The 19,534-nt window shown below is 64.8% G+C and carries 18 protein-coding genes and 1 pseudogene; 9 read left to right on the top strand and 10 right to left on the bottom strand.

The window, feature by feature from the left end:
- Positions 1 to 38: 38 nt before the first annotated feature.
- From FEF15_RS00270 to FEF15_RS00250, 5 genes are read right to left on the bottom strand one after another with little or no spacing between them, the layout of a single operon-like run.
- On the bottom strand, positions 39 to 1,091 hold the full coding sequence (locus FEF15_RS00270; RefSeq protein ID WP_163557087.1) for a methylenetetrahydrofolate reductase: 1,053 nt from the start codon (positions 1,089 to 1,091) through the stop codon (positions 39 to 41).
- Positions 1,088 to 1,570, bottom strand: a complete 483-nt coding sequence (locus tag FEF15_RS00265) for a methylenetetrahydrofolate reductase C-terminal domain-containing protein (protein ID WP_163557086.1) — start codon at positions 1,568 to 1,570, stop codon at positions 1,088 to 1,090. Before FEF15_RS00265 ends, FEF15_RS00270 begins: the two co-directional genes overlap by 4 nt.
- 22 nt (positions 1,571 to 1,592) lie before the next feature.
- Complete coding sequence (locus tag FEF15_RS00260) at positions 1,593 to 1,898, bottom strand: virulence factor (RefSeq protein ID WP_163557085.1); 306 nt, start codon at positions 1,896 to 1,898, stop codon at positions 1,593 to 1,595.
- On the bottom strand, positions 1,886 to 2,521 hold the full coding sequence (locus FEF15_RS00255; protein WP_163557084.1) for a DUF1638 domain-containing protein: 636 nt from the start codon (positions 2,519 to 2,521) through the stop codon (positions 1,886 to 1,888). Before FEF15_RS00255 ends, FEF15_RS00260 begins: the two co-directional genes overlap by 13 nt.
- A gap of 19 nt (positions 2,522 to 2,540) precedes the next feature.
- Positions 2,541 to 3,242 carry a B12-binding domain-containing protein gene (locus FEF15_RS00250; protein WP_163557083.1) on the bottom strand — a complete coding sequence of 234 codons (702 nt, stop codon included), beginning with the start codon at positions 3,240 to 3,242 and terminating at the stop codon, positions 2,541 to 2,543.
- A gap of 312 nt (positions 3,243 to 3,554) precedes the next feature.
- On the opposite strand from FEF15_RS00250, the gene purU reads away from it, so the two are divergent.
- The 4 genes from purU to fhuF all read left to right on the top strand — a co-directional run bounded on the left by purU (position 3,555) and on the right by fhuF (position 7,942).
- A complete protein-coding gene (gene purU / locus FEF15_RS00245; RefSeq protein ID WP_346427849.1) occupies positions 3,555 to 4,433 on the top strand; it encodes a formyltetrahydrofolate deformylase in 879 nt (292 codons plus the stop codon).
- 14 nt (positions 4,434 to 4,447) lie between these two features.
- Positions 4,448 to 5,368 (top strand): bifunctional methylenetetrahydrofolate dehydrogenase/methenyltetrahydrofolate cyclohydrolase FolD, encoded by a 921-nt coding sequence (gene folD, locus FEF15_RS00240; protein ID WP_163557082.1) that lies wholly within the window; start codon positions 4,448 to 4,450, stop codon positions 5,366 to 5,368.
- A gap of 37 nt (positions 5,369 to 5,405) precedes the next feature.
- Positions 5,406 to 6,962 (top strand): trimethylamine methyltransferase family protein, encoded by a 1,557-nt coding sequence (locus FEF15_RS00235; RefSeq protein WP_163557081.1) that lies wholly within the window; start codon positions 5,406 to 5,408, stop codon positions 6,960 to 6,962.
- 245 nt (positions 6,963 to 7,207) lie between these two features.
- On the top strand, positions 7,208 to 7,942 hold the full coding sequence (gene fhuF, locus FEF15_RS00230; protein WP_163557080.1) for a siderophore-iron reductase FhuF: 735 nt from the start codon (positions 7,208 to 7,210) through the stop codon (positions 7,940 to 7,942).
- A gap of 88 nt (positions 7,943 to 8,030) precedes the next feature.
- Here fhuF and FEF15_RS00225 read toward each other — a convergent pair whose 3' ends face one another.
- A complete protein-coding gene (locus tag FEF15_RS00225; RefSeq protein WP_240454025.1) occupies positions 8,031 to 10,100 on the bottom strand; it encodes a TonB-dependent siderophore receptor in 2,070 nt (689 codons plus the stop codon).
- 379 nt (positions 10,101 to 10,479) lie between these two features.
- Between FEF15_RS00225 and FEF15_RS00220 the strand changes: the two genes are divergently transcribed.
- Together FEF15_RS00220 and FEF15_RS00215 are read left to right on the top strand one after the other, a co-directional pair.
- Complete coding sequence (locus tag FEF15_RS00220) at positions 10,480 to 10,884, top strand: hypothetical protein (RefSeq protein WP_163557079.1); 405 nt, start codon at positions 10,480 to 10,482, stop codon at positions 10,882 to 10,884.
- A 132-nt stretch (positions 10,885 to 11,016) separates the two neighbouring features.
- On the top strand, positions 11,017 to 11,784 hold the full coding sequence (locus tag FEF15_RS00215) for an ATP-binding cassette domain-containing protein (protein WP_163557078.1): 768 nt from the start codon (positions 11,017 to 11,019) through the stop codon (positions 11,782 to 11,784).
- Positions 11,785 to 11,790: 6 nt separating this feature from the next.
- On the opposite strand, the gene nrdF is transcribed toward FEF15_RS00215, so the two are convergent.
- The 4 genes from nrdF to nrdH are packed head-to-tail and all read right to left on the bottom strand — an operon-like array spanning position 11,791 to position 15,587.
- On the bottom strand, positions 11,791 to 12,765 hold the full coding sequence (gene nrdF / locus FEF15_RS00210; protein WP_163557077.1) for a class 1b ribonucleoside-diphosphate reductase subunit beta: 975 nt from the start codon (positions 12,763 to 12,765) through the stop codon (positions 11,791 to 11,793).
- Between the two features lie 13 nt (positions 12,766 to 12,778).
- The gene (gene nrdE / locus FEF15_RS00205; protein ID WP_163557076.1) at positions 12,779 to 14,911 is read right to left on the bottom strand and encodes a class 1b ribonucleoside-diphosphate reductase subunit alpha; all 2,133 of its coding nucleotides are present in this window, start codon (positions 14,909 to 14,911) and stop codon (positions 12,779 to 12,781) included.
- Between the two features lie 17 nt (positions 14,912 to 14,928).
- On the bottom strand, positions 14,929 to 15,357 hold the full coding sequence (nrdI, locus tag FEF15_RS00200; protein WP_163557313.1) for a class Ib ribonucleoside-diphosphate reductase assembly flavoprotein NrdI: 429 nt from the start codon (positions 15,355 to 15,357) through the stop codon (positions 14,929 to 14,931).
- A gap of 8 nt (positions 15,358 to 15,365) precedes the next feature.
- Positions 15,366 to 15,587 carry a glutaredoxin-like protein NrdH gene (gene nrdH, locus FEF15_RS00195; RefSeq protein WP_163557075.1) on the bottom strand — a complete coding sequence of 74 codons (222 nt, stop codon included), beginning with the start codon at positions 15,585 to 15,587 and terminating at the stop codon, positions 15,366 to 15,368.
- Between the two features lie 251 nt (positions 15,588 to 15,838).
- Here nrdH and FEF15_RS00190 point away from each other — a divergent pair, with 251 nt between their 5' ends.
- From FEF15_RS00190 to FEF15_RS00180, 3 genes and pseudogenes are all read left to right on the top strand, one after another.
- Entirely contained in the window at positions 15,839 to 16,729 is an 891-nt protein-coding gene (locus tag FEF15_RS00190; protein WP_163557074.1) for an ABC transporter substrate-binding protein, read from the top strand.
- A complete protein-coding gene (fhuB, locus tag FEF15_RS00185) occupies positions 16,716 to 18,695 on the top strand; it encodes a Fe(3+)-hydroxamate ABC transporter permease FhuB (protein WP_163557073.1) in 1,980 nt (659 codons plus the stop codon). The genes FEF15_RS00190 and fhuB overlap by 14 nt, the downstream gene beginning before the upstream one ends.
- Before the next feature lie 132 nt (positions 18,696 to 18,827).
- Positions 18,828 to 19,490 (top strand): annotated as a pseudogene (locus FEF15_RS00180) (TonB-dependent receptor plug domain-containing protein); the annotation flags it as partial.
- Positions 19,491 to 19,534: the final 44 nt, after the last annotated feature.

Genomic DNA, 19,534 nt, shown 5'->3' with positions numbered 1-19,534 from the left:
TCATGCCAACCATGGCGCAAGCAATGATGTCGGTGACGTCACTCCTGAACCGGCTCGAGGGCCTCGGGCGATTCGGGATTGCGTTCGGCCGGGTTGTCGCGTCCCGGGTACCAGGGCACCCGCCCCTCCAGCACGCCGGTGGTCTCGATGATCTCGGCCACGGTGTGCTCCTGGCGGTAAGCCATGATATGGGCACCGCTGATCCCGGGGATCTCGCGCACCTCGTTGAGCAGGTCCATGCACAGCCGCTTGCCCTCCTCCTTCTGGTTCCTGGCTCCTTCGAGGCGCTCGACCACCGCATCCGGGATATGCACGCCGGGCACGTTGTCGCGAATCCACCGCGCGCTGCGTGCCGAGGCGAGCGGCCCCAGGCCGGCCAGAACGAATACCCGACCGGGCCCCTCGAGCAGGCCCAGGTCGTTCACCTTGAGCATGAAGTCGCGCAGCCGCGGCACATCGAAGCAGTACTGGGTCTGGATGAACTGCGCCCCGGCGGCCACCTTCTTGGCCAACCGGTGCGGCCGCCACGCCATCGGCGGCACGAAGGGATTCTCGGCGGCGCCGAGAAAGATGCGCGGCGGCAGATCGATCCGGCGCCCACTCTGAAAGCGGCAGTCGTCGCGCATCCCGCGGGCGATCTCCAGCAGCGACATCGAATCGAGATCGAACACCGGCTTGGCCTGGGGATGATCGCCCGCCTGGACGCCGTCGCCAGTCAGGCACAGCAGGTTGCAGGCCCCCATGGCCGCCGCGCCGAGGATCTCCCCCTGCATGGCGATGCGGTTCCGGTCGCGACACGACATCTGCAGGATGGTGGCGTAGCCCACCCGGGTGAGCAGCGAGCAGACCCCCACGCTGGACATGTGGCAGTGCGCGCCGGAACCGTCGGTGGCATTGATGGCATCCACGTAGCCATCGAAAATCGCCGCACGTTTGAGCACCTCGGCCGGGTCGGCGGAATCCGGCGGGTCGATCTCGCTGGTGATGGCGAACTTGCCGGCGCGCAGCACGCGCTCCAGCCGCCCGGGTGAGACGTGCCCCGGCAGAATGGGCAGGGAGTAGCCGGGTACGGGCTCATCGTCGAATTTCATCGTGCGGCTCCCTGTTCCGCCGGTTGGCGGGATGCTTCGGCCCGCTCGCGCACCACGCGCAGCCAGGACGACGTGCCCTGCAGGCGATAGTCCACGGGTTCTTGCACCACCTGGATGCGATCGCCGTACTGCATTCGGCGACTCCCCTCCCAGGCATCGACCCACACGCAGCGCATCTCGGGCTCGACCTCACAGTGGCCGTTCGGGCGCACCCCGCCACAGGGGCCGTTGCGCAGGTTCTTGGGGCAGTTCATCGGGCACGACATGCCCGTCGACGAGAGCACGCATTGGCCACACATCCGGCAGTCGAACAGCACGCCCTTGACGACGTTCTCCACGGCCCTCACCGGCACCTCGGCACGACCGTAGCCAATGCGCTGCCAGACGGGATGCAGCTTGACCAGCAGCGGTTCGAAGACCCGGTAGAGCCGCTCGAACCCCCGCGCATGGCGAACCACCCAGCGTCTCACCTTGTACATCGCTCCTCCTCGCTTGGCGCCATCAGGCTGGCTCGGCCAGGCCCTTGCCGCGCACCAGCCGCTGGAGCGCCGCGTCGTCGAATCGCGTCTCGAGCCGTGCCGCTTCCGCCTCGGCTTCGGCCTGCAGATCGTCGTCGCAAGCTCGCGGTTCACTGCGCTGCCAGTCGTCTAGGTACGCTTCCGAGCCGCCCCGTCCGGCGCGCATGGCGGCCCGGTCGATGGCATGCTGGAAGCGCGGCGAGAGCAGCACCCTGGCGCTCCTGCGGCCCTGTTTGGCGATCACCTGAGCGGGAATGTCCCGCCAGCTGACGATGGTCAGTGCGGCCATATCGCCTCCTCGCGTGTCGGAAGAGGTGCCGACTGTTCCGGCCCCAGCAGTCGCACCAGCGTGGTTTCCAGGCCGCCATAGCCGGTGTGCCGTGTCTCGAAAGCGAGCCCCAGGCGCTCGGCGGCCTGGCGCGCCTGACGTTCGAGGGCGGGATCGCGTCGCTGCGACAGGTAGACGACCCGGCGATAGTGGCCAAAATAGGCAGGAACCAGCTCTGGATGACGCTCGATGCCCAGCTCCCGGATCACCAGGCGCTCGAAGTGGCGCACCAGGAAGTCGGTCAGGTAGAAAGTACCCGGCTCCTGCTCGCTGAGCGCCGCCATCACCGACTCGCCGGCAAAGGCGTCGTAGCAGTGAGCCCCCGGCAGCCGCTCGGCGCCGTATCGGGCCAGCGCGGCATCGAGGCGCCCCCCAGTGCCGCAGTCACCATAGGCGACGAACAGACGTGAGTCGTTGGGCGCCTTCGCCAGCGTGTCGTCCACGGCGGCGGGGATCTGTTCCGGGCGGTTGTGGAGGTCCGCCGGCAGGCAGGTCAGGCTGACTTCTTGCCAGCCATTGGCCGTGATCAGGGCTCGAATTTCCCGGGCCAGGGCGCCGCAGGCGATGATCGACAGGGTAGCCATGGGAGCGCTCCCCGGCGACTCAGGCGGCACGCCGTCGAGCGATGAGTTCCTTGGCCATGTCCACCGCAATGCCGGCATCGCGGCAGTAGGCATCGGCCCCGATGGCCCGGCCAAACTCCTCGTTCAAGGGCGCGCCACCCACCATGATGATGACGTCGTCACGCAGGCCCTTTTCCACCAGGGTATCGATGACGACTTTCATGTAGGGCATGGTGGTGGTGAGCAGCGCTGACATGCCGAGGATATCCGGCCGGTGCTCCTCCAGGGCCGCGAGGTAGGTCTCCACCGGGATATTGATGCCGATGTCGATCACCTCGAAGCCGGCCCCTTCCAGCATCATCGACACCAGATTCTTGCCAATGTCGTGGATGTCGCCCTTGACGGTCCCGATGACGATCTTGCCGACGGTTTCCGAGTCGGAGGCGGCCAGCAACGGGCGCAGGACTTCCATGCCCCCTTTCATGGCATTGGCCGCCATCAGCACCTCCGGCACGAAGAGAATGCCGTCGCGAAAATCGACCCCCACGATCGCCATGCCGCCCACCAGCGCCTCGTCGAGTACACGACCGGCTCCCCAGCCACGCTCGAGGAGTATCTCGGTACCTTCGATCACCTCATCGCGCAGGCCATTGTAGAGGTCATCATGCATCTGCTCGACAAGCTCGTCGTCGGAGAGCTCGTTGAGATCGAAGTCGTCATCTTCCTGGTACGAATCGGTCATGGCACTGCGCTCCCGGTCGTGGGGTACGGCCGCTCGAGGTGAGCTTGCCCAGCAGCGTAGGCCGACGGCCCGCAGTCGACATTGACACCAGCGACGCCCACATACCGAAAAACGCCAATGCGCCCCTTGCCGTCCCCTTCACCAACGCCCCTTGCAGACGGCTGATTTACCGAGGGTTCCACGTTCTGCCAACTTGCCAATCCGAGTCGCGGCAGCGACGCTTGGCGTCGCCTGCAGACATGCGGCCGGGCCAGTCCGGAGTACATTGCCTGGCAGACCCCAACAAAAACCGCCAAGCCAGCGAGTGCCGCCATGTCCGCGATGACCGAAGGAAAGAATGTTTACGTGCTGAAGGCGAGTTGCCGTGGCGCCATCGGCACCATTTCCCGCCTTTCCACGTTTCTCGCTCAGCGCAACTGCTACATCATGGAGATGGCGCAATTCGACGAGAGTGATACCGGCAATTTCTATGTGCGCTGTGTCTTCTCCACGACTCCGGGAATCACCCCACCGCTGGAGGACCTCAAGGCCGAATTCGGCCTCGGGGTCGGTGAGCTCGATGGCATGGCGTGGGACATGCACGACACCCTGACGCCGCCTCGCGTGCTGGTGATGGTCTCGAAATTCGACCACTGCCTGGACGATCTTCTGTACCGCCAGCGCACCGGCGAGATCAAGATGACGATTCCGGCCATCGTCTCCAATCACACCGACCTCAAGCGGCTCGCCGACTGGTACGAGATCCCCTTCCACCATTTGCCCATTACCCCGGAAACCAAACAGGAACAGGAACGCGCCCTGCTGGCACTCATCGAGGAAACGAGGACGGAACTGGTCGTTCTGGCGCGCTACATGCAGATCCTTTCTCCCAAGCTGTGCGAGGAACTTGCCGGCCGCGCGATCAACATCCATCACTCCTTCCTGCCAGGATTCAAGGGCGCCAAGCCGTATCACCAGGCCTTCGAGCGCGGCGTCAAACTGATCGGTGCCACCGCCCACTATGTCAGCACCGACCTGGACGAAGGGCCGATCATCGAGCAGGTCGTCGAGCGCGTCGACCATACCTACAGCCCGGCCCAACTGGCCGCCGTGGGTCGCGATGCCGAGAACATGGCGCTGTCACGGGCGGTGCGCTACCACCTGGAACACCGCGTCTTCACCAACGGCAACAAGACCGTGGTGTTTCGCTGACGCAAGGAGGGAGCATGCCTGCGCTGATCAATGGCAAGACGCTGGCGACACGGCTGCGCGAGGAACTCGGACAGCAGGTGAGTCGTCTGCGTGAGCGCCATGGGATCACACCGGGCCTGGCCGTGATCCTGGTCGGGGAAGATCCGGCCAGCCAGGTCTACGTGCGCAACAAGGCCACCCAGGCCTGCGAGGCCGGCATGGCCTCGTTCGAGTCCCGTTTGGCCAACAGAGTGACGCAAGCCGAGCTGCTCGAGCTGATCAAGCGACTCAACCGCGACCCGCGAGTGCACGGCATTCTGGTCCAGCTGCCGCTGCCGTCGCAGGTGAGCCAGGCGCAGGTGATTCGGGCCATTGCACCGGACAAGGACATCGACGGCTTCCATCCCCTCAACGTGGGCCTGATGGCGACCGGCAACCCGTCGCTGGTGCCCTGCACTCCGCTGGCCTGCCTGTTGCTGCTCAAGCATCAGCTGGGCGAGCTGAGCGGCCGACATGCCGTGGTGCTGGGCCGTTCCAACATCGTCGGCAAGCCGCTGGCGAGCCTGCTGCTGCGCGAGCACTGCACGGTCACCGTGGCCCACTCGCGCACCGACAACCTCGCGGCCCTGTGTCGCCAGGCGGATATCCTGGTCGCTGCCATGGGCCGCCCGGGCCTGGTGCGGGGCGACTGGATCAAGCCCGGCGCCACGGTGATCGACGTGGGCATCAACCGCGTCGCCGAGGAGGGGCGCACACGCCTGGTCGGCGACGTGGATTTCGCCAGCGCCAGCCAGGTGGCCGGCGCCATCACCCCGGTACCCGGCGGCGTCGGGCCCATGACCATCGCCTGCCTGCTGCTCAACACCCTGCACGCCGCCTGCCGCCAGCACGGCGTCCCCGTTCCCGATGACATCCTGTCGCGGGCCTGGGGTGACGCGGCGACCTCCCCGGCCTGATTCGCGCAGCCAATCCCCCACAGCATCGGAGACGCCCATGACCGCACCCACCGCACGCCGCCGTACCCGCGCCAGCAGCGCCCGCCGCAGCGGCCTGGGCGCCGTTCAGGCTGAAGTCCTGCCCTACGCCACCCGCCGGATTCCCTACTTCGAGGTGCTCGACGAGGAGGGACTGGCGCTCATCGAGCACAACGCCGACACCATCCACGAGGAAGTGGGGATCGACTTTCGCGGCGACGCGGAAGCCCTGCAGCTGTGGCGCGATGCCGGTGCCGACGTGCAGGGCGAGCGGGTGCGCATGCCACGCGGCCTGTGCCTCCGACTGATCCAGGACAGCGCGCCCCGCCAGTTCACCCAGCAGGCGCGCAACCCGGCGCGCAACGTGGAGATCGGCGGTGCCCATACCGTCCATGTGCCCGCCTACGGCTGCCCGTTCGTCTACGACATCGACAAGGGGCGCCGCTACGGCACGCTCGAGGACTTCCAGAACTTCGTCAAGCTCGCCTACCTGTCACCGAGCCTGCACCACTCCGGCGGCACCATCTGCGAGCCGGTCGACCTGCCGGTCAACAAGCGTCACCTGGACATGCTCTACACCCACATGAAGTACTCGGACAAAGCATTCATGGGGTCGGTGACGCACCCGGATCGCGCCCGGGACACGGTGGAGATGGCCAGGATCCTGTTCGGCGAGCGGTGGATCGACCCCGAGACCGACAAGCCGCGTACCTGCGTGATCAGCCTGATCAACGCCAACTCGCCGATGACCTTCGACGACACCATGCTGGGTGCCGCCAAGGTCTATGCGCGCGCCAACCAGGCCTGCATCATTACCCCCTTCATCCTGGCGGGCGCCATGTCCCCGGTCACCGTCGCCGGCACCGCCGCCCAGACCCTGGCCGAGGCCATGGCCGGCATGGCCTTCGTACAGCTGGTCAACCCCGGCGCGCCGGTGGTGATGGGCAGCTTCGCGAGCTCCATGTCGATGCAGTCCGGCGCGCCCACCTTCGGCACCCCGGAGCCGGCGCTGGTTCTCTACGTCATGGCCCAACTGGCCCGCCGCCTCGGCGTGCCTTTCCGCTCCGGCGGCTCCCTCACTGCCTCCAAGCTGCCCGATGCCCAGGCCGCCAGCGAAAGCGCCAACACCCTGCTGCCGACCACCCTGGGCGGGGTCAACTTCGCCCTGCACTCAGCGGGCTGGCTGGAGGGCGGCCTGGCCATGGGCTACGAGAAGTTCGTCATGGACGCCGACCAGGCCGGCATGATGCAGACCCTGCTCAAGGGAGTGGACCTCTCGGAGAACGGCCAGGCCATGGACGCCATCCGCGAGGTCGGCCCCGGCAAGCACTTCCTGGGCTGCGCCCATACCCAGGCCAACTTCAAGGAGGCCTTCTATCGCTCGCCGATCACCGATAACAACAGCTTCGAGCAGTGGAACGCCGACGGCCGGCTGGACATGGCCCAGCGTGCCAACGCCCGCTGGAAGACGCTGCTCGCCGAGTACGAAGCCCCGCCCCTCGACCCGGCGGTCGACGAAGCGTTGCAGGCCTACATGGCCACGCGCAAGGCCGCTTTCCCCGACTCCAATGTGTGACGCGCACGCGGTCGGCCTGAGCCGGCCGCTCGCATCGGGCAAGGCGTTGCTCACACCGATATAATACGAATCCTTATCATTGATATTAATGGCATCGGTGATATCCTAGGTGGTCAAACTAGGTCCAACGCCTAGCCCCTGACCCGATCACTGGAAGACAGAATGGATCCCCATGCCGGTGCTCACCGGGCCGCTCAGACGGGCGGCCTGATCGTTTCTCACGTCGTGCTGGCGGGGCTCCCCTCGTGAGCGCCCTGCTGGCATCACTCTATCGTGGCCCGCTGGCTGCGATGACGCCGCCGTCACTGGGTCACGACGATCCCGCGCTGTCACCGGCGCGACACCTGAGCGATGCCGCCTGGTTGGACACCCTGCTCGAGCGGTTCGCGTCTCGCTATCCCGGCGGCGACCCCCGCGCAGTGGCCTCGCTGTGGTCGAAGTGGCACTTCAGCGCCCTGCTCGCCCCGGGGCTTGCCGCCAACCTGCTGCTGAGCCGCGACCTGCCGCTCGACCTGGAACGGACCGGCCTCCACCAGACCGAGGACGGGCAGACCGAACGCCTGGCCATTGCCGATGAAGGGGAACCGCTGGCGTCCGGGGCGTTGGCAAGACGCTTCAGCACCCTGCTCGACGGCCATCTCGCCCCGCTCATCGACACCCTGGCCAGCTGCTCGGGCGCCTCGCCACGGGTTTTCTGGAGCAATGCCGGCAACGTCTTCGAGCATTTCGCCCATGCCATCTCCACCCATCCGCTGGCCCGCCCCGACAGTGCCAAGCCCGCCTTCGAACTGCTCGAACGTCGCCAGCTGGCCGATGGCCGACGCAACCCACTGTATCAACCCGTGCGCTACCACGACCCGAGCGACGGGCAATCGCAGCGGGTTCGACGCATGTGCTGCATCCGCTACTTGATCGACGACCTGGGTTATTGCGGCAACTGTCCGTTAGAGGTTTGTCGCCAGAAAGCTCGCTCTGCCTAAAAGACTCTGCGGTTAGCCATTCGGCATACATAAAGCAATGGCCCGCTGTTTTCAGCGAGCCATCGTTTGCGGACATATTCGCCGGAGATTAATATCTCCAGGTCAGATTCGCCATCACGTGGCGCGGTGCGCCGTAGAACCCTTGGTCCCACTTGAGACTCGTGAGGTACTTCTCGTCGGTGACGTTGTTGAGGTTCAGCGAGGCGGTCAGGTTCTCGTTGATATCGTAGCTGGCCATCAGGTCGACCAGGGCATAGGCCTCCTGACGAGTCTTGCTGTCATCAAAGTCGCGCTCACGTTCGATATCGTCCTGCCAGCGTACGCGGGCACCAACCTTGAGCGCATCCAGTGATGCAGGCCGGTAGCTGGTAGTGGCCCGCACCATGTTGCGAGGGATATAGGTATTGGTGGCCTCGCCCTCTGCGTCTTCGATCTCCAGGTATGTGTAACCGACACTGGCCTGCCAGCCCGGAGTCAGCTCACCGGCCAGCGTCACATCCACGCCCTCGCTGGTAATACCGTCGGCACCTTCATAAACGTCACGGCCACCAATGTTGCCGACAAGTTGAGCCACGTTGTTTTGCTCGGTGCGGAACAGCGCCAGGGCCGCATCGGCTCCGCCATCGAAAACGTCGGCCTTGATCCCGACCTCGTAGCTCGTGCCCTCAATGGGATCGAGGAAATCACCGTTACGATCGGTCGCAGTCTGAGGATTAAAGATCTCGGTGTAGCTGGCGTAGAGCGAGGCCTGGTCAGTAACGTCGTAGATCAGGCCGGCGTAGGGCGTCAGCTCGTTGTCCAGCGTGGTGTCCTGAGAGCTCCCATATTGCTCGCCCACATGATCCAGCCAGCTGAGACGAGCGCCGACCACCGCCGTCCAGCGGTTGGCCAAGTCTAGCTTACCCGCACTGTAGAGGCTGCGCTCCTTGAAAGTGACATCATGGACAAAGTCGGGATCACCAAACTCTGGCTCTGGATAGCTACCATCCCATTCGTCCAACGGGGGAAGATCCTCCGTGGCCGCCGCGTAGAGTGAGCTCTGCTGGACACGACTCTGGCTCCAGTCAGAGCCCAGTACCAGCTGATGGGTGCGACCGAATGCCTCGATATTCCCCTTGGCATGGATATCAGCAACCCACTGCTCGAGGTGACGGTCAAACTTGCTCAAGTAGAAGCTGTTGGGGATTCGGCCCGTCGAGGCGTCTGGAACAGTACCAATGTAGAACAGCTTGGTATCAGACAGCATGTCTAAGTGAGTGACAGTGCCCTTTATCGACCAGTTATCGGAGAGCCGCTGGGTCAACTCAACGAAGCTGCGATGGGTCTCGCCGTCCCAATAGGACCAGTCGGGCGCCGGGGAGGTCGAACGGTCATAGTTTGTGGGGCTGCCGGCGGAATCGTAGAGCGGCAAGGCTCCCCACATGTTGCTGTCGGTATTGTTGTTTTGCCAGGTATGGCCCAGAGCCAATTGGGTACTGTCGGTGAGGTCGGCCTCCAGCACGCCATAGAGCACTCCGCGCTCCCGATGCAGTCGATCCAGATAGGAATCGGTATCCAGGCCCGCAGCCACCAGGCGCCCACGTACCCGCCCCTCATCGTCGAGGGGGCCGGAAACATCTAACTCCAAGCGACGGCGATCCCAACTGCCCAGAGTGCCCGAAACTGAAGCTTGGGGCGAATCAGTCGGACGCTTGCGGATGAAATTGACGGTGGCCGCCGGATTGCCCGAGCCAGACATTAGCCCTGTGGCACCTCGCACTACTTCGATGCGGTCGTAGACGGCGGTGTCGATATCACCGTGGACGTTATTGTAGGGCATCGGCAGGCGCAATCCGTCGACCTGCAGGTTTGAGATCTCGAAGCCCCGCGAGGAATAGTAGGTCCGGTCCGTCTCGACCCGTTCCACCGTCACGCCAGGCGTGGACTCCAAGGCATCGTTAATGGTGTCAAGGTTGAAGTCTTCAATCTGGGCCTGGGTGACCGCCGAGACCGATTGCGGCGTCTCGCGGGGCGTCAAATCAAGCCGTGTGGCAGTGCTGGTAAGGGGAGCGCGGTAGCTCTCAGTCCCCTCCGTGACGATCGACAGGGCCTCGGCCTCGACAGTGATGGTTCCCAGGTCATTCGAGTTTTCCTGGGAATTGGCCGTTTCCTGGGCCATCGTAGCCGCCGGTGCAACCATAGCGGCACCGGTAAGGGACAGGAACAAGCACCGGCGCACGGCCAGGGACAACGGATGTAATACAGTTGGTGGGGTCTTGGGATGCATGAAACGGCCTAGGAATGCAGTGGTTGCGAATGGTCCCGGCTTCTCTCCAAAGCAAGCCGAGATGCCTCTGTAGCGGACGCGAATGATAATGCTTGTTTTTTTCACTTTCAACATTCGCGGAACTTGTCCGCCACTTCTCGGTCGCCCCCTCACTCACCATTTGGTCCCTCTCCTACATCCAGCGAGAGGTTTTGACAGAAGGCCAGTCTCCGGCTACATTCGAGAATGAATTTCATTTCCAGCGAATCCCCAGCGAATGCGAGCCGTCGCCATGAACGCAGAACGCTCCCAGCTCTTCTACACGTGCACCTTTTTGTACGTCTCCTTTCAGGCCATCCAACACTCCATGGCGGGCAAGGCGAACGACTCGCTGCCCTGCTGGCTCGACACCAGCCTGATCACCATGCTCTCGCGTGAGCTGCAGAAATCCCGGACAGAGGCGTCAGCCTTCCCGGAGGTGAGAGAGGCGCTGGATACCGCTCTCTACCACTGCGGACTGCTGCTCGCTCAGTGCCCGGGCGCCTTGAACAGCCAGCTCTGCCGACACCATCTGGACGCCATCATGGCACCGCTGAAGGACGCCACTGCTCTACTGTCGGCACCGCCGGTCAAAGCGACGTCTCACTCCTGGCAGCACGCCGCTCGCCGTTTCCTGAGCGCCTGGCGGCGCCCCTGAGGGAAGCAGCAACCCCACCACCGATACGCCATCGCGGTCCCGCAAGTAGTTCTTGCCAGGCAGGGGTGGAATAGAGAACGCTTATCGTTTATTTTGCGGGGCGGACTCATTCATCACCATGGACACACCGTCATGTTCGAGGTCAGGGGCGCCTCATTCGCAGTTGCTGACAAGAGCCTGCTGAACCCCGTGGAGCACCGTTTCCACGAAGGCCAGATCCACGGGCTCATCGGCCACAACGGATCCGGCAAGTCGACGCTGATCAAGCTGCTCGCCCGACAGCAACCGGCGAGCCGTGGCGAGATCCGCTTCGACGGACGCCTCCTCGCCGACTGGGGACATCGCGAATTCGCCCGCCGGGTGGCCTATCTTCCCCAGCACCTGCCCAGCGCCGAGAGCCTCACCGGGCGGGAGCTGATCGGCTTCGGCCGCTACCCCTGGCACGGCCTGCTGGGCCGCCACACCCGCCAGGACGAGGCCGCCATCGACCGAGCCATCGAACTGACCCATACCGAGGCCTATGCCGACCGGCTGGTGGACACCCTCTCCGGCGGCGAGCGCCAGCGGGTGTGGCTGGCCATGCTGATCGCCCAGGAGAGCCGCTTCCTGCTGCTCGACGAGCCCCTGGCGGCACTGGACATCGCCCACCAGGTGGAAGTGCTGGCGCTGGTGCGCCAGCTCTGCCACGAGCTGGGCCTCGGCGTGATCATCGTGCTGCACGACATCAACATGGCATCACGCTACTGCGATGAACTGCTGGCGCTGCACAGCGGTCGAGTGCTGGCTCAGGGCACCCCCGAGGCGCTGATGAACAGCGCCACCCTGGAGGCCATCTACGGCCTGCCCATGCAGGTGATGCCGCATCCCACCTCGCATCATGCGATTGCCGTCGCCCTGTAGGCCCGATCAGAACGCCCAGTCCTCGTCCTCGGTGGCCACCGCACGGCCGATGACGTACGACGAACCGGAGCCCGAGAAGAAGTCGTGGTTCTCGTCGGCACTCGGCGATAACGCGGCCATGATGGTGGGGTCGACGTCCGTGACACTGGCCGGGAACAGCGCTTCATAGCCCAGGTTCATCAGCGCCTTGTTGGCGTTGTAGTGGAGGAACTTCTTGACGTCTTCGGTCAGCCCCACCGCGTCGTAGAGCGACTCCGTGTACTTGACCTCGTTGTCGTAGAGCTCCAGCAGTAGCTCGAAGGCGTACTCCTTGACCGCCGCCTGGCGCTCCGCCGAGGCCTCGGCCAGAGCCTGCTGGAACTTGTAGCCGATGTAGTAGCCGTGCACCGCCTCGTCGCGGATGATCAGGCGGATCAGGTCGGCGGTGTTTGACAGCTTGGCGTGGCTCGACCAGTACATCGGCAGATAGAAGCCGGAGTAGAAGAGGAACGATTCGAGGAACACGCTGGCGACCTTGCGCATCAGTGGGTCATCGGCGCGGTAGCGCTCAAGGATCAGCTCCGACTTGGCCTGCAGCGTCGGGTTCTCCTCGCTCCAGCGGAAGGCGTCATCGACGTTGCGGGTAGTGCACAGCGTGGAGAAGATCGAGCTGTAGGAGCGCGCGTGTACCGCTTCCATGAAGGCGATATTGGCGTAGACCGCCTCTTCATGGGGCGTGCGCGCATCGGGCATCAGCGCCGGAGCACCGACGCTGCTCTGGATAGTGTCAAGCAGCGTCAGGCCGGTGAAGACGCGGATGGTCAGCTGCTGCTCCTGGGTCGTGAGGGTGTTCCACGACGGGATGTCGTTGGAGAGCGGCACTTTCTCCGGCAGCCAGAAGTTGCTGGTCAGGCGGTTCCACACCTCCAGATCCTTGTCGTCCTGCAGGCGGTTCCAATTGATGGCGTCGACTCGGGAAAGCCGCTTGGATGCAGTGGTCATATCGGTAAATCCTTTATAGCGTACAAGAAACGCAGCCCTCGACTTCGGTTCCTTCCAGCGCACGTTGGCGCAGGCGCACGTAGTAGAGCGTCTTGATCCCCTTGCGCCAGGCGTAGATCTGCGCCTTGTTGATGTCGCGCGTGGTGGCGGTATCGGAGAAGAACAGCGTCAGCGAGAGGCCCTGGTCGACGTGCTGCGACGCCTCGGCGTAGGTGTCGATGATCGCCTCCGGGCCGATCTCGTAGGCGTCCCGGTAGTAGTCGAGGTTGTCGTCGGCGAGAAACGGCGCCGGGTAGTAGACGCGCCCCAGCTTGCCCTCCTTGCGGATCTCGATCTGGGCGGCCACCGGATGAATGCTCGACGTCGAGTGGTTGATGTAGGAGATCGAACCGGTGGGCGGCACCGCCTGCAGGTTGCGGTTGTAGAGCCCATGGACCCTCACCGCTTCCTTGAGCGCACGCCACTCATCCTGATCGGGAATGGCAATGCCGGATCGTTCGAACAACGCCCGAACCGTCTCGGTACGCGGTTGCCAGGCCCGCTCGGTGTACTTGTCGAAGAAGACGCCGCTGGCATAGTCGGAATCGGCGAAACCGGCGAAGCTCTCGCCGCGCTCCATGGCCAGCCGGTTGGAAGCGCGCAGGGCATGATAGGCCACGCAGTAGAAGTAGAGGTTGGTGAAGTCCAGCCCTTCCTCCGATCCATAGTGGATGCGCTCGCGTGCCAGGAAGCCGTGCAGGTTCATCTGCCCCAAGCCGATGGCGCGCGAGCGCGCGTTGCCGTTGGCCACGGAAGGCACCGAGCTGATCTCGGTCATCTCCGCCACGGCGGTGAGACCGCGCACCGCGATCTCGACGCTGGTGCCGATGTCGCCGGAGTCCATCACCTTGGCGATGTTCATGGAGCCCAGGTTGCAGGAAATGTCTTCACCGATTTCACGATAGCCCAGATCGTCATCGTAGCGACTCGAGGTGTTGACCTGCAGAATCTCCGAGCACAGATTGCTCATGTTGACGCGACCGGCGATCGGGTTGGCGCGATTCACGTTGTCCTCGAACATCACATAGGGATAGCCGGACTCGAACTGCACCTCGGCCAGGGTCTGGAAGAAGGCTCGTGCGTCGATCTTGCTCTTGCGAATGCGCCCGTCGGCCACCATCTCGTGATATTTCTCGGTCACGCTGATGTCGCCGAACGGCACGCCGTAGACGCGTTCGACGTCGTAGGGCGAGAACAGGTACATCGCCTCGTTGCGCTTGGCCAGCTCGAAGGTGATGTCGGGAATGGTCACGCCCAGCGACAGCGTCTTGATGCGGATCTTCTCGTCGGCATTCTCGCGCTTGGTGTCGAGGAAGCGCAGGATATCCGGATGGTGCGCATTGAGATAAACCGCGCCGGCGCCCTGGCGAGCGCCCAGCTGGTTGGCGTAGGAGAAGGCGTCCTCGAGCAGTTTCATGATCGGGATGATGCCCGACGACTGGTTCTCGATGTGCTTGATCGGCGCCCCTACCTCGCGGATATTGCTGAGCAGTAGCGCTACGCCGCCTCCACGCTTGGAGAGCTGCAGCGCCGAGTTGATGGCGCGACCGATGGACTCCATGTTGTCTTCGATGCGTAGCAGAAAGCACGACACCAGTTCGCCCCGCTGTCGCTTACCGCAGTTGAGAAAGGTCGGCGTGGCGGGCTGGAAGCGCCCGCTGACGATCTCGTCGACCAGAGCGCGAGCCAGCGTTTCGTTACCGCGTGCCAAGGTCAGAGCCACCATGCAGACGCGGTCTTCGTAGCGCTCCAGGTAGCGCTTGCCGTCGAAGGTCTTGAGCGTGTAGCTGGTATAGTATTTGAAAGCGCCGAGAAAGCTGGGAAAACGAAACTTGTAAGCGTAGGCCTGCTCGAAAAGCGCCTTGATGAATCCGGCATCGTATTGGGCCAGTACCTCGGCCTCGTAGTAATCCTCCTCGACCAGGTAATCGAGCTTCTCTTCCAGCGAGTGGAAGAACACCGTGTTCTGGTTGACGTGCTGCAGGAAGTACTGGCGCGCCGCTTCGCGATCCTTTTCCAGCTGCAGCTCGCCGCTCGGGCCATACAAATTGAGCATGGCATTGAGGGCGTGATAGTCCAACGTACGCCCCGCGCTTTTGGCCGACATCTCACGGTTCGGTTCGGCTAGGCTTGTCGTTTCCAAAACTCTGTCACTCCCTTGCGGACCCGGGCCACGTCGTCATCGGTGCCCAGCAGTTCGAATCGATACAGAAAAGGCACGCCGCACTTGTCGGCGACGATGCGCCCAGCCAGCCCGAAGGCGGCCCCGAAGTTGGTGTTGCCGGCGGCGATCACCCCACGGATCAGGGCGCGGTTCGTCTCGTCGTTGAGAAAGCGAATGACCGGCCCAGGCACCGCCCCCTTTTCGCTGCCACCGCCATAGGTCGGCACCACCAGGATGTAGGGCCGTCTCGCTCGCAGCGGTTGCGCATCGCGCTCCAGCGGAATGCGTCGAGCCGGCAACTCGAGTTTCTCCACGAAACGCCGGGTATTGCTCGACCGGGTCGAGAAGTAAACCAGCTCGCCATGCGCGATCGGATATTCCAATGGCATCGCGACCGTCACGCCAGTTCCTGGATGCGATCCGGACGAAAGCCCGACCAGTGCTCCTCGCCAGCAATCACCACCGGCAGCTGCCGGTAGCCCAGCTCTTCCACGGCCCTCCGCCCGGCCGGGTCGGCCTCGATGTCGATAACCCGAAAATCGATGCCTTGCCGTTCCAGGGCACGGTAGGTAGCCACGCATTGCACACAGGCCGGACGGCTGTACACAAGAACTTCCATTGCTCTCTCCTCCATCACTCTCTCCTTGCACCCTCTCCGTGAAGGCGGACATGACGCTTGTTAGCACAGGAAACACCATATGTTGTGCTTTTTAATTTTATGGCAACTATATATAGATCTGTCAAGGTAAGGCGAGGCAGGCGCCATCTAGTTATTGATACTCGTTAGCAAATGGATTAGCGTATCGCTCGCCCAGCACAGCTGTCTCGTGGGTGCGCTAGCCTGTTCCCCGTCATCACTCGGAGCTTGTCGTGTCCTTGTCGAACCCTTGCCGCAGGCTCGCCTTCGTTCAGCTGGCGCTGCTGTTGCTGTCGCTGCTGGTGATCCTGCCCGTTCGCGGCGAGCCCCTCCGGGTGGCAACGCTGGATTGGACGCTCGCCGAAACCCTGGTGGCCCTGGGCGTGGAGCCGACCGCTGTGGCCCAGGTCGATGCCTACCACGACTGGGTCGGCAAGCCCGCCCTGCCTCCTTCCGTGGTCGACCTCGGTCTGCGAACCCAGCCCAACCTCGAGCTGTTGGCCAGTCTCGAACCGCACCACATCCTGATCTCGCCGATGTTCGCCAACCTGGCGCCGCGCCTGTCGCGCATCGCCCCGGTCGAGCACCTGGCGCTCTACAGCCCGGATATCGAGACCTGGCGGGAGATGCGTGAACTGACCCGCCGCGTTGCTGCCCTGGTGGATCGCCCCAACGCCGCCGAGATGCTGATCGCCGACACTGAGGCCACGCTGGCCAAGCTGCGCAAGCAGCTCCCGGCGAACCCCGGGCCGCTGCTGATGGCGCAGTTCATGGATGAGCGTCACGTGCGGGTCTTCGGTGACAACGGCCTCTATCAGGCGGTCCTCGACCGCCTGGGGATCGACAATGCCTGGCCCGGGAAGACCAACGCCTGGGGGTTTGCTCTGGTGGGCATCGAGGCCCTGGCCGGCCTCGAGGGCCGTCTGGTGGTCGTCGAGCCCTATCCGGCCGGCGTAGAAGCCGCACTGGGTGACAGCGGCCTGTGGCGGTCGATACCCAGCGTGCGCGACAACAGCCTGATCACCCTGCCGCCGGTATGGAGTTTTGGCGCACTGCCCTCGGCCCAGCGCTTCGCCGAGACGCTGGTCGCCGCCCTCACGGAGCAGCACGATGAGCACGGCTAACCTGGCTCGACCGCGCACCCCGGCGCTGCTGTGTCTCGGCCTCGTCATTGCTCTGCTGGGGCTGGCTGGCGCTTCGCTGACCGGCCATGATCTCACCGCCGGGCTCTCGGCGCTGTTCCAGCCATCGTTGCAGGACACCGAATCGCTGGTGCGTCACTACGCCTGGTGGCCGCGGCTCGCCATGGCGCTGCTCGCTGGCAGCGGCCTGGCGCTGGCCGGGGTGCTGATGCAGCAGGTGCTGCGTAACCCCCTGGCCGCTCCCACCACCCTGGGCGTAGCGAGCGGCGCCAATCTGGCGCTGATGGCAGCCACCCTGCTGGCCCCGGGGCTGCTGGTCATCGGTCGCGAGTGGGTGGCGCTGGCCGGCGGGTCGGGCGCCATGGCACTGGTCTTCGCCCTGACCTGGCGGCGCGGCCTGTCGCCGGTGGTGGTGGTGCTCGCCGGCTTGGTGGTCAATCTCTACTTCGGTGCCCTGGGCATGGTGCTGCTGCTCTTTCATCAGGAGGCGCTCAAGGGGCTGCTGGTCTGGGGGGCGGGTTCGCTGGCCCAAAACGGCTGGGGCGATGCGGCCTTCCTGGCCCCGCGCCTGGCCCTCGGCGGCGTGGCGGCATGGCTGCTGTTGCGTCCGCTGGCTGTGCTCGAGCTCGACGATGCCAGCGCCAAGAGCCTCGGCGTCTCGCTCAAGCACCTGCGGCTGGCCGGCCTGGGGGTGGCCGTCTTCCTCACCGGCTGCGTGGTGAGCGTGGTCGGGGTGATCGGCTTCATCGGCTTGGCCGCCCCCAACATCGTGCGCCTCGCCGGCGCCCGGCGGCTCGGCGAGCGCCTGCTCTGGTCGACGCTGCTGGGCGCCCTGCTGCTCGCCACCACCGACCTGCTGCTGCAACGCTTCGCGGGTACGCTGCCGACGCTGATCCCCACGGGCGCGACCACCGCCGCCCTCGGCGCCCCGCTGCTGCTGTGGTTGATCCCCCGGCTCAAGCTCGAACAGCGCCCCGGCACGGCCGCCCCGACCTTCGGTCGACGCCATCCCGTGCCCGGTCGGCTGGCCGCAATGATGGCCATCGCCGCACTGGCTATGGCAGTCATCGCCCTGCTGGTGGGCCAGGGCCGCGCCGGCTGGCTGTTGACCGGCGACTGGGCGGTACTGGAGTGGCGTCTGCCCCGCCTGCTGGCCGCCGCCGGCAGCGGCGTACTGCTCGCCGTGGCCGGCACCCTGATCCAGCGCCTTACCGCCAACTCCATGGCCAGCCCCGAGATCCTGGGCATCAGCGGCGGCAGTGCCATCGCGTTGATCTCGGCGATCTTCCTGCTCCCGGTGCCGGGCAATCTCACCCTGGTGGTTGTGGGCACCGGCGGCGCCCTGGCCGCTCTCGGCGTACTGCTGCTGGTCAATCGCCGCAGTGGCTTCCGCCCCGAGCGTCTACTACTCTCCGGCGTGGCGATCACCGCGCTGTTCGACGCCGTGCGCGCCATCGTGCTGGCCGGCGGCGACCCGCGCGGCCAGCAGGTCATCGCCTGGCTCTCCGGCTCCACCTACTACGTCGACCTGCCAGCGGCGCTCGCGGTGGCTGGTGCGGCCATCGTACTGGTACTCATCAGCCAGCCCTTCACCCGCTGGCTCGACATCCTGCCCCTCGGCGCCCCCACCGCCCGGTCGCTGGGCATCGAGCTGGATCGCGCACGGCTCAGCCTGCTGCTGCTGGTGGCCCTGCTCACCGCCTCCGCCACTCTGGTCGTGGGGCCGCTCTCCTTCGTCGGCCTGCTCGCCCCGCACATGGCCCGACTGCTCGGCTTCGCCCGAGCACGGATGCACCTTGCCGGGGCCGCGCTGATCGGCGCCCTGCTGATGGTCGCCGCCGACTGGCTGGGGCGCCAGCTCCTGTTTCCCGAGGAGATCCCCGCCGGCCTGGTCGCTTCGCTGGTCGGCGGCACTTACTTCCTGTGGGGGCTGCGCCGCCCTCATTGATACAAATGCAAATTTCTTGCATTTGATAAGACGTTTTATTAGTGTTGCTGCGCTGGTCGACCACCCCCGGCGGTCCGAGTCAGTGCCTCCAACCCATAACGTTATGCATCAAAGCAAGGAACATTCTCTGTCATGTCCCATCCCAGGCATCCGCGGGCGAGCTGGCTGCTGCCCGCCGTCCTCTGCACCACCTTGCCGTCCCTGGCTCTCGCCCAATCCCCCGCCGATGACAATGACACGGCAACCTCCCGGGAATCTCTCTCCCCCTTGGTGGTAACCGCCACGCGTAACAAGAGCCGCGCGGGGGAAACCCCGCAGAAGGTCACCGTCATCACCCGTGAGCAGATCGAGCAGCAGCTCGCCATCACGCAGGACCCGGGCCAGGTGCTCAGCAACCTGATCCCCTCCTATTCGCCCAGCCGCCAGAAGCTCTCCAATGCCGGCGAGACGTTCCGCGGCCGTTCGCCGCTGTTCCTGATCGATGGCGTCCCGCAGTCCAACCCGCTGCGTGACAGCGCCCGCGACAGCTACACCATCGACCTGTCCATGGTCGAGCGCATCGAGGTGATCCACGGCGCCAGTGCCGAACACGGCCTGGGTGCCACCGGCGGCATCATCAACTTCGTCACCCGCCGTGCCGACGCCGAGGGCGTCAACCAGCACGTCGGGGTCAGCCTGACCAGCGACGACGACTTCGAATCGGAGGGCTTCGGTCACAAGCTGGACTATCGCATCAGCGGCCAGCGCGGCGACTGGGACTACCTGGCCGCGGCAACCCGCCAGGAACGTGGCGTCTGATCTTGCCCAGCAGCAGTGGACACCTCGTTAAGACAGTACAC

This window comes from Halomonas sp. NO4, from assembly GCF_010994375.1.
Lineage (GTDB): Bacteria > Pseudomonadota > Gammaproteobacteria > Pseudomonadales > Halomonadaceae > Halomonas.
This window is presented reverse-complemented; position numbering and strand designations above follow the sequence as displayed.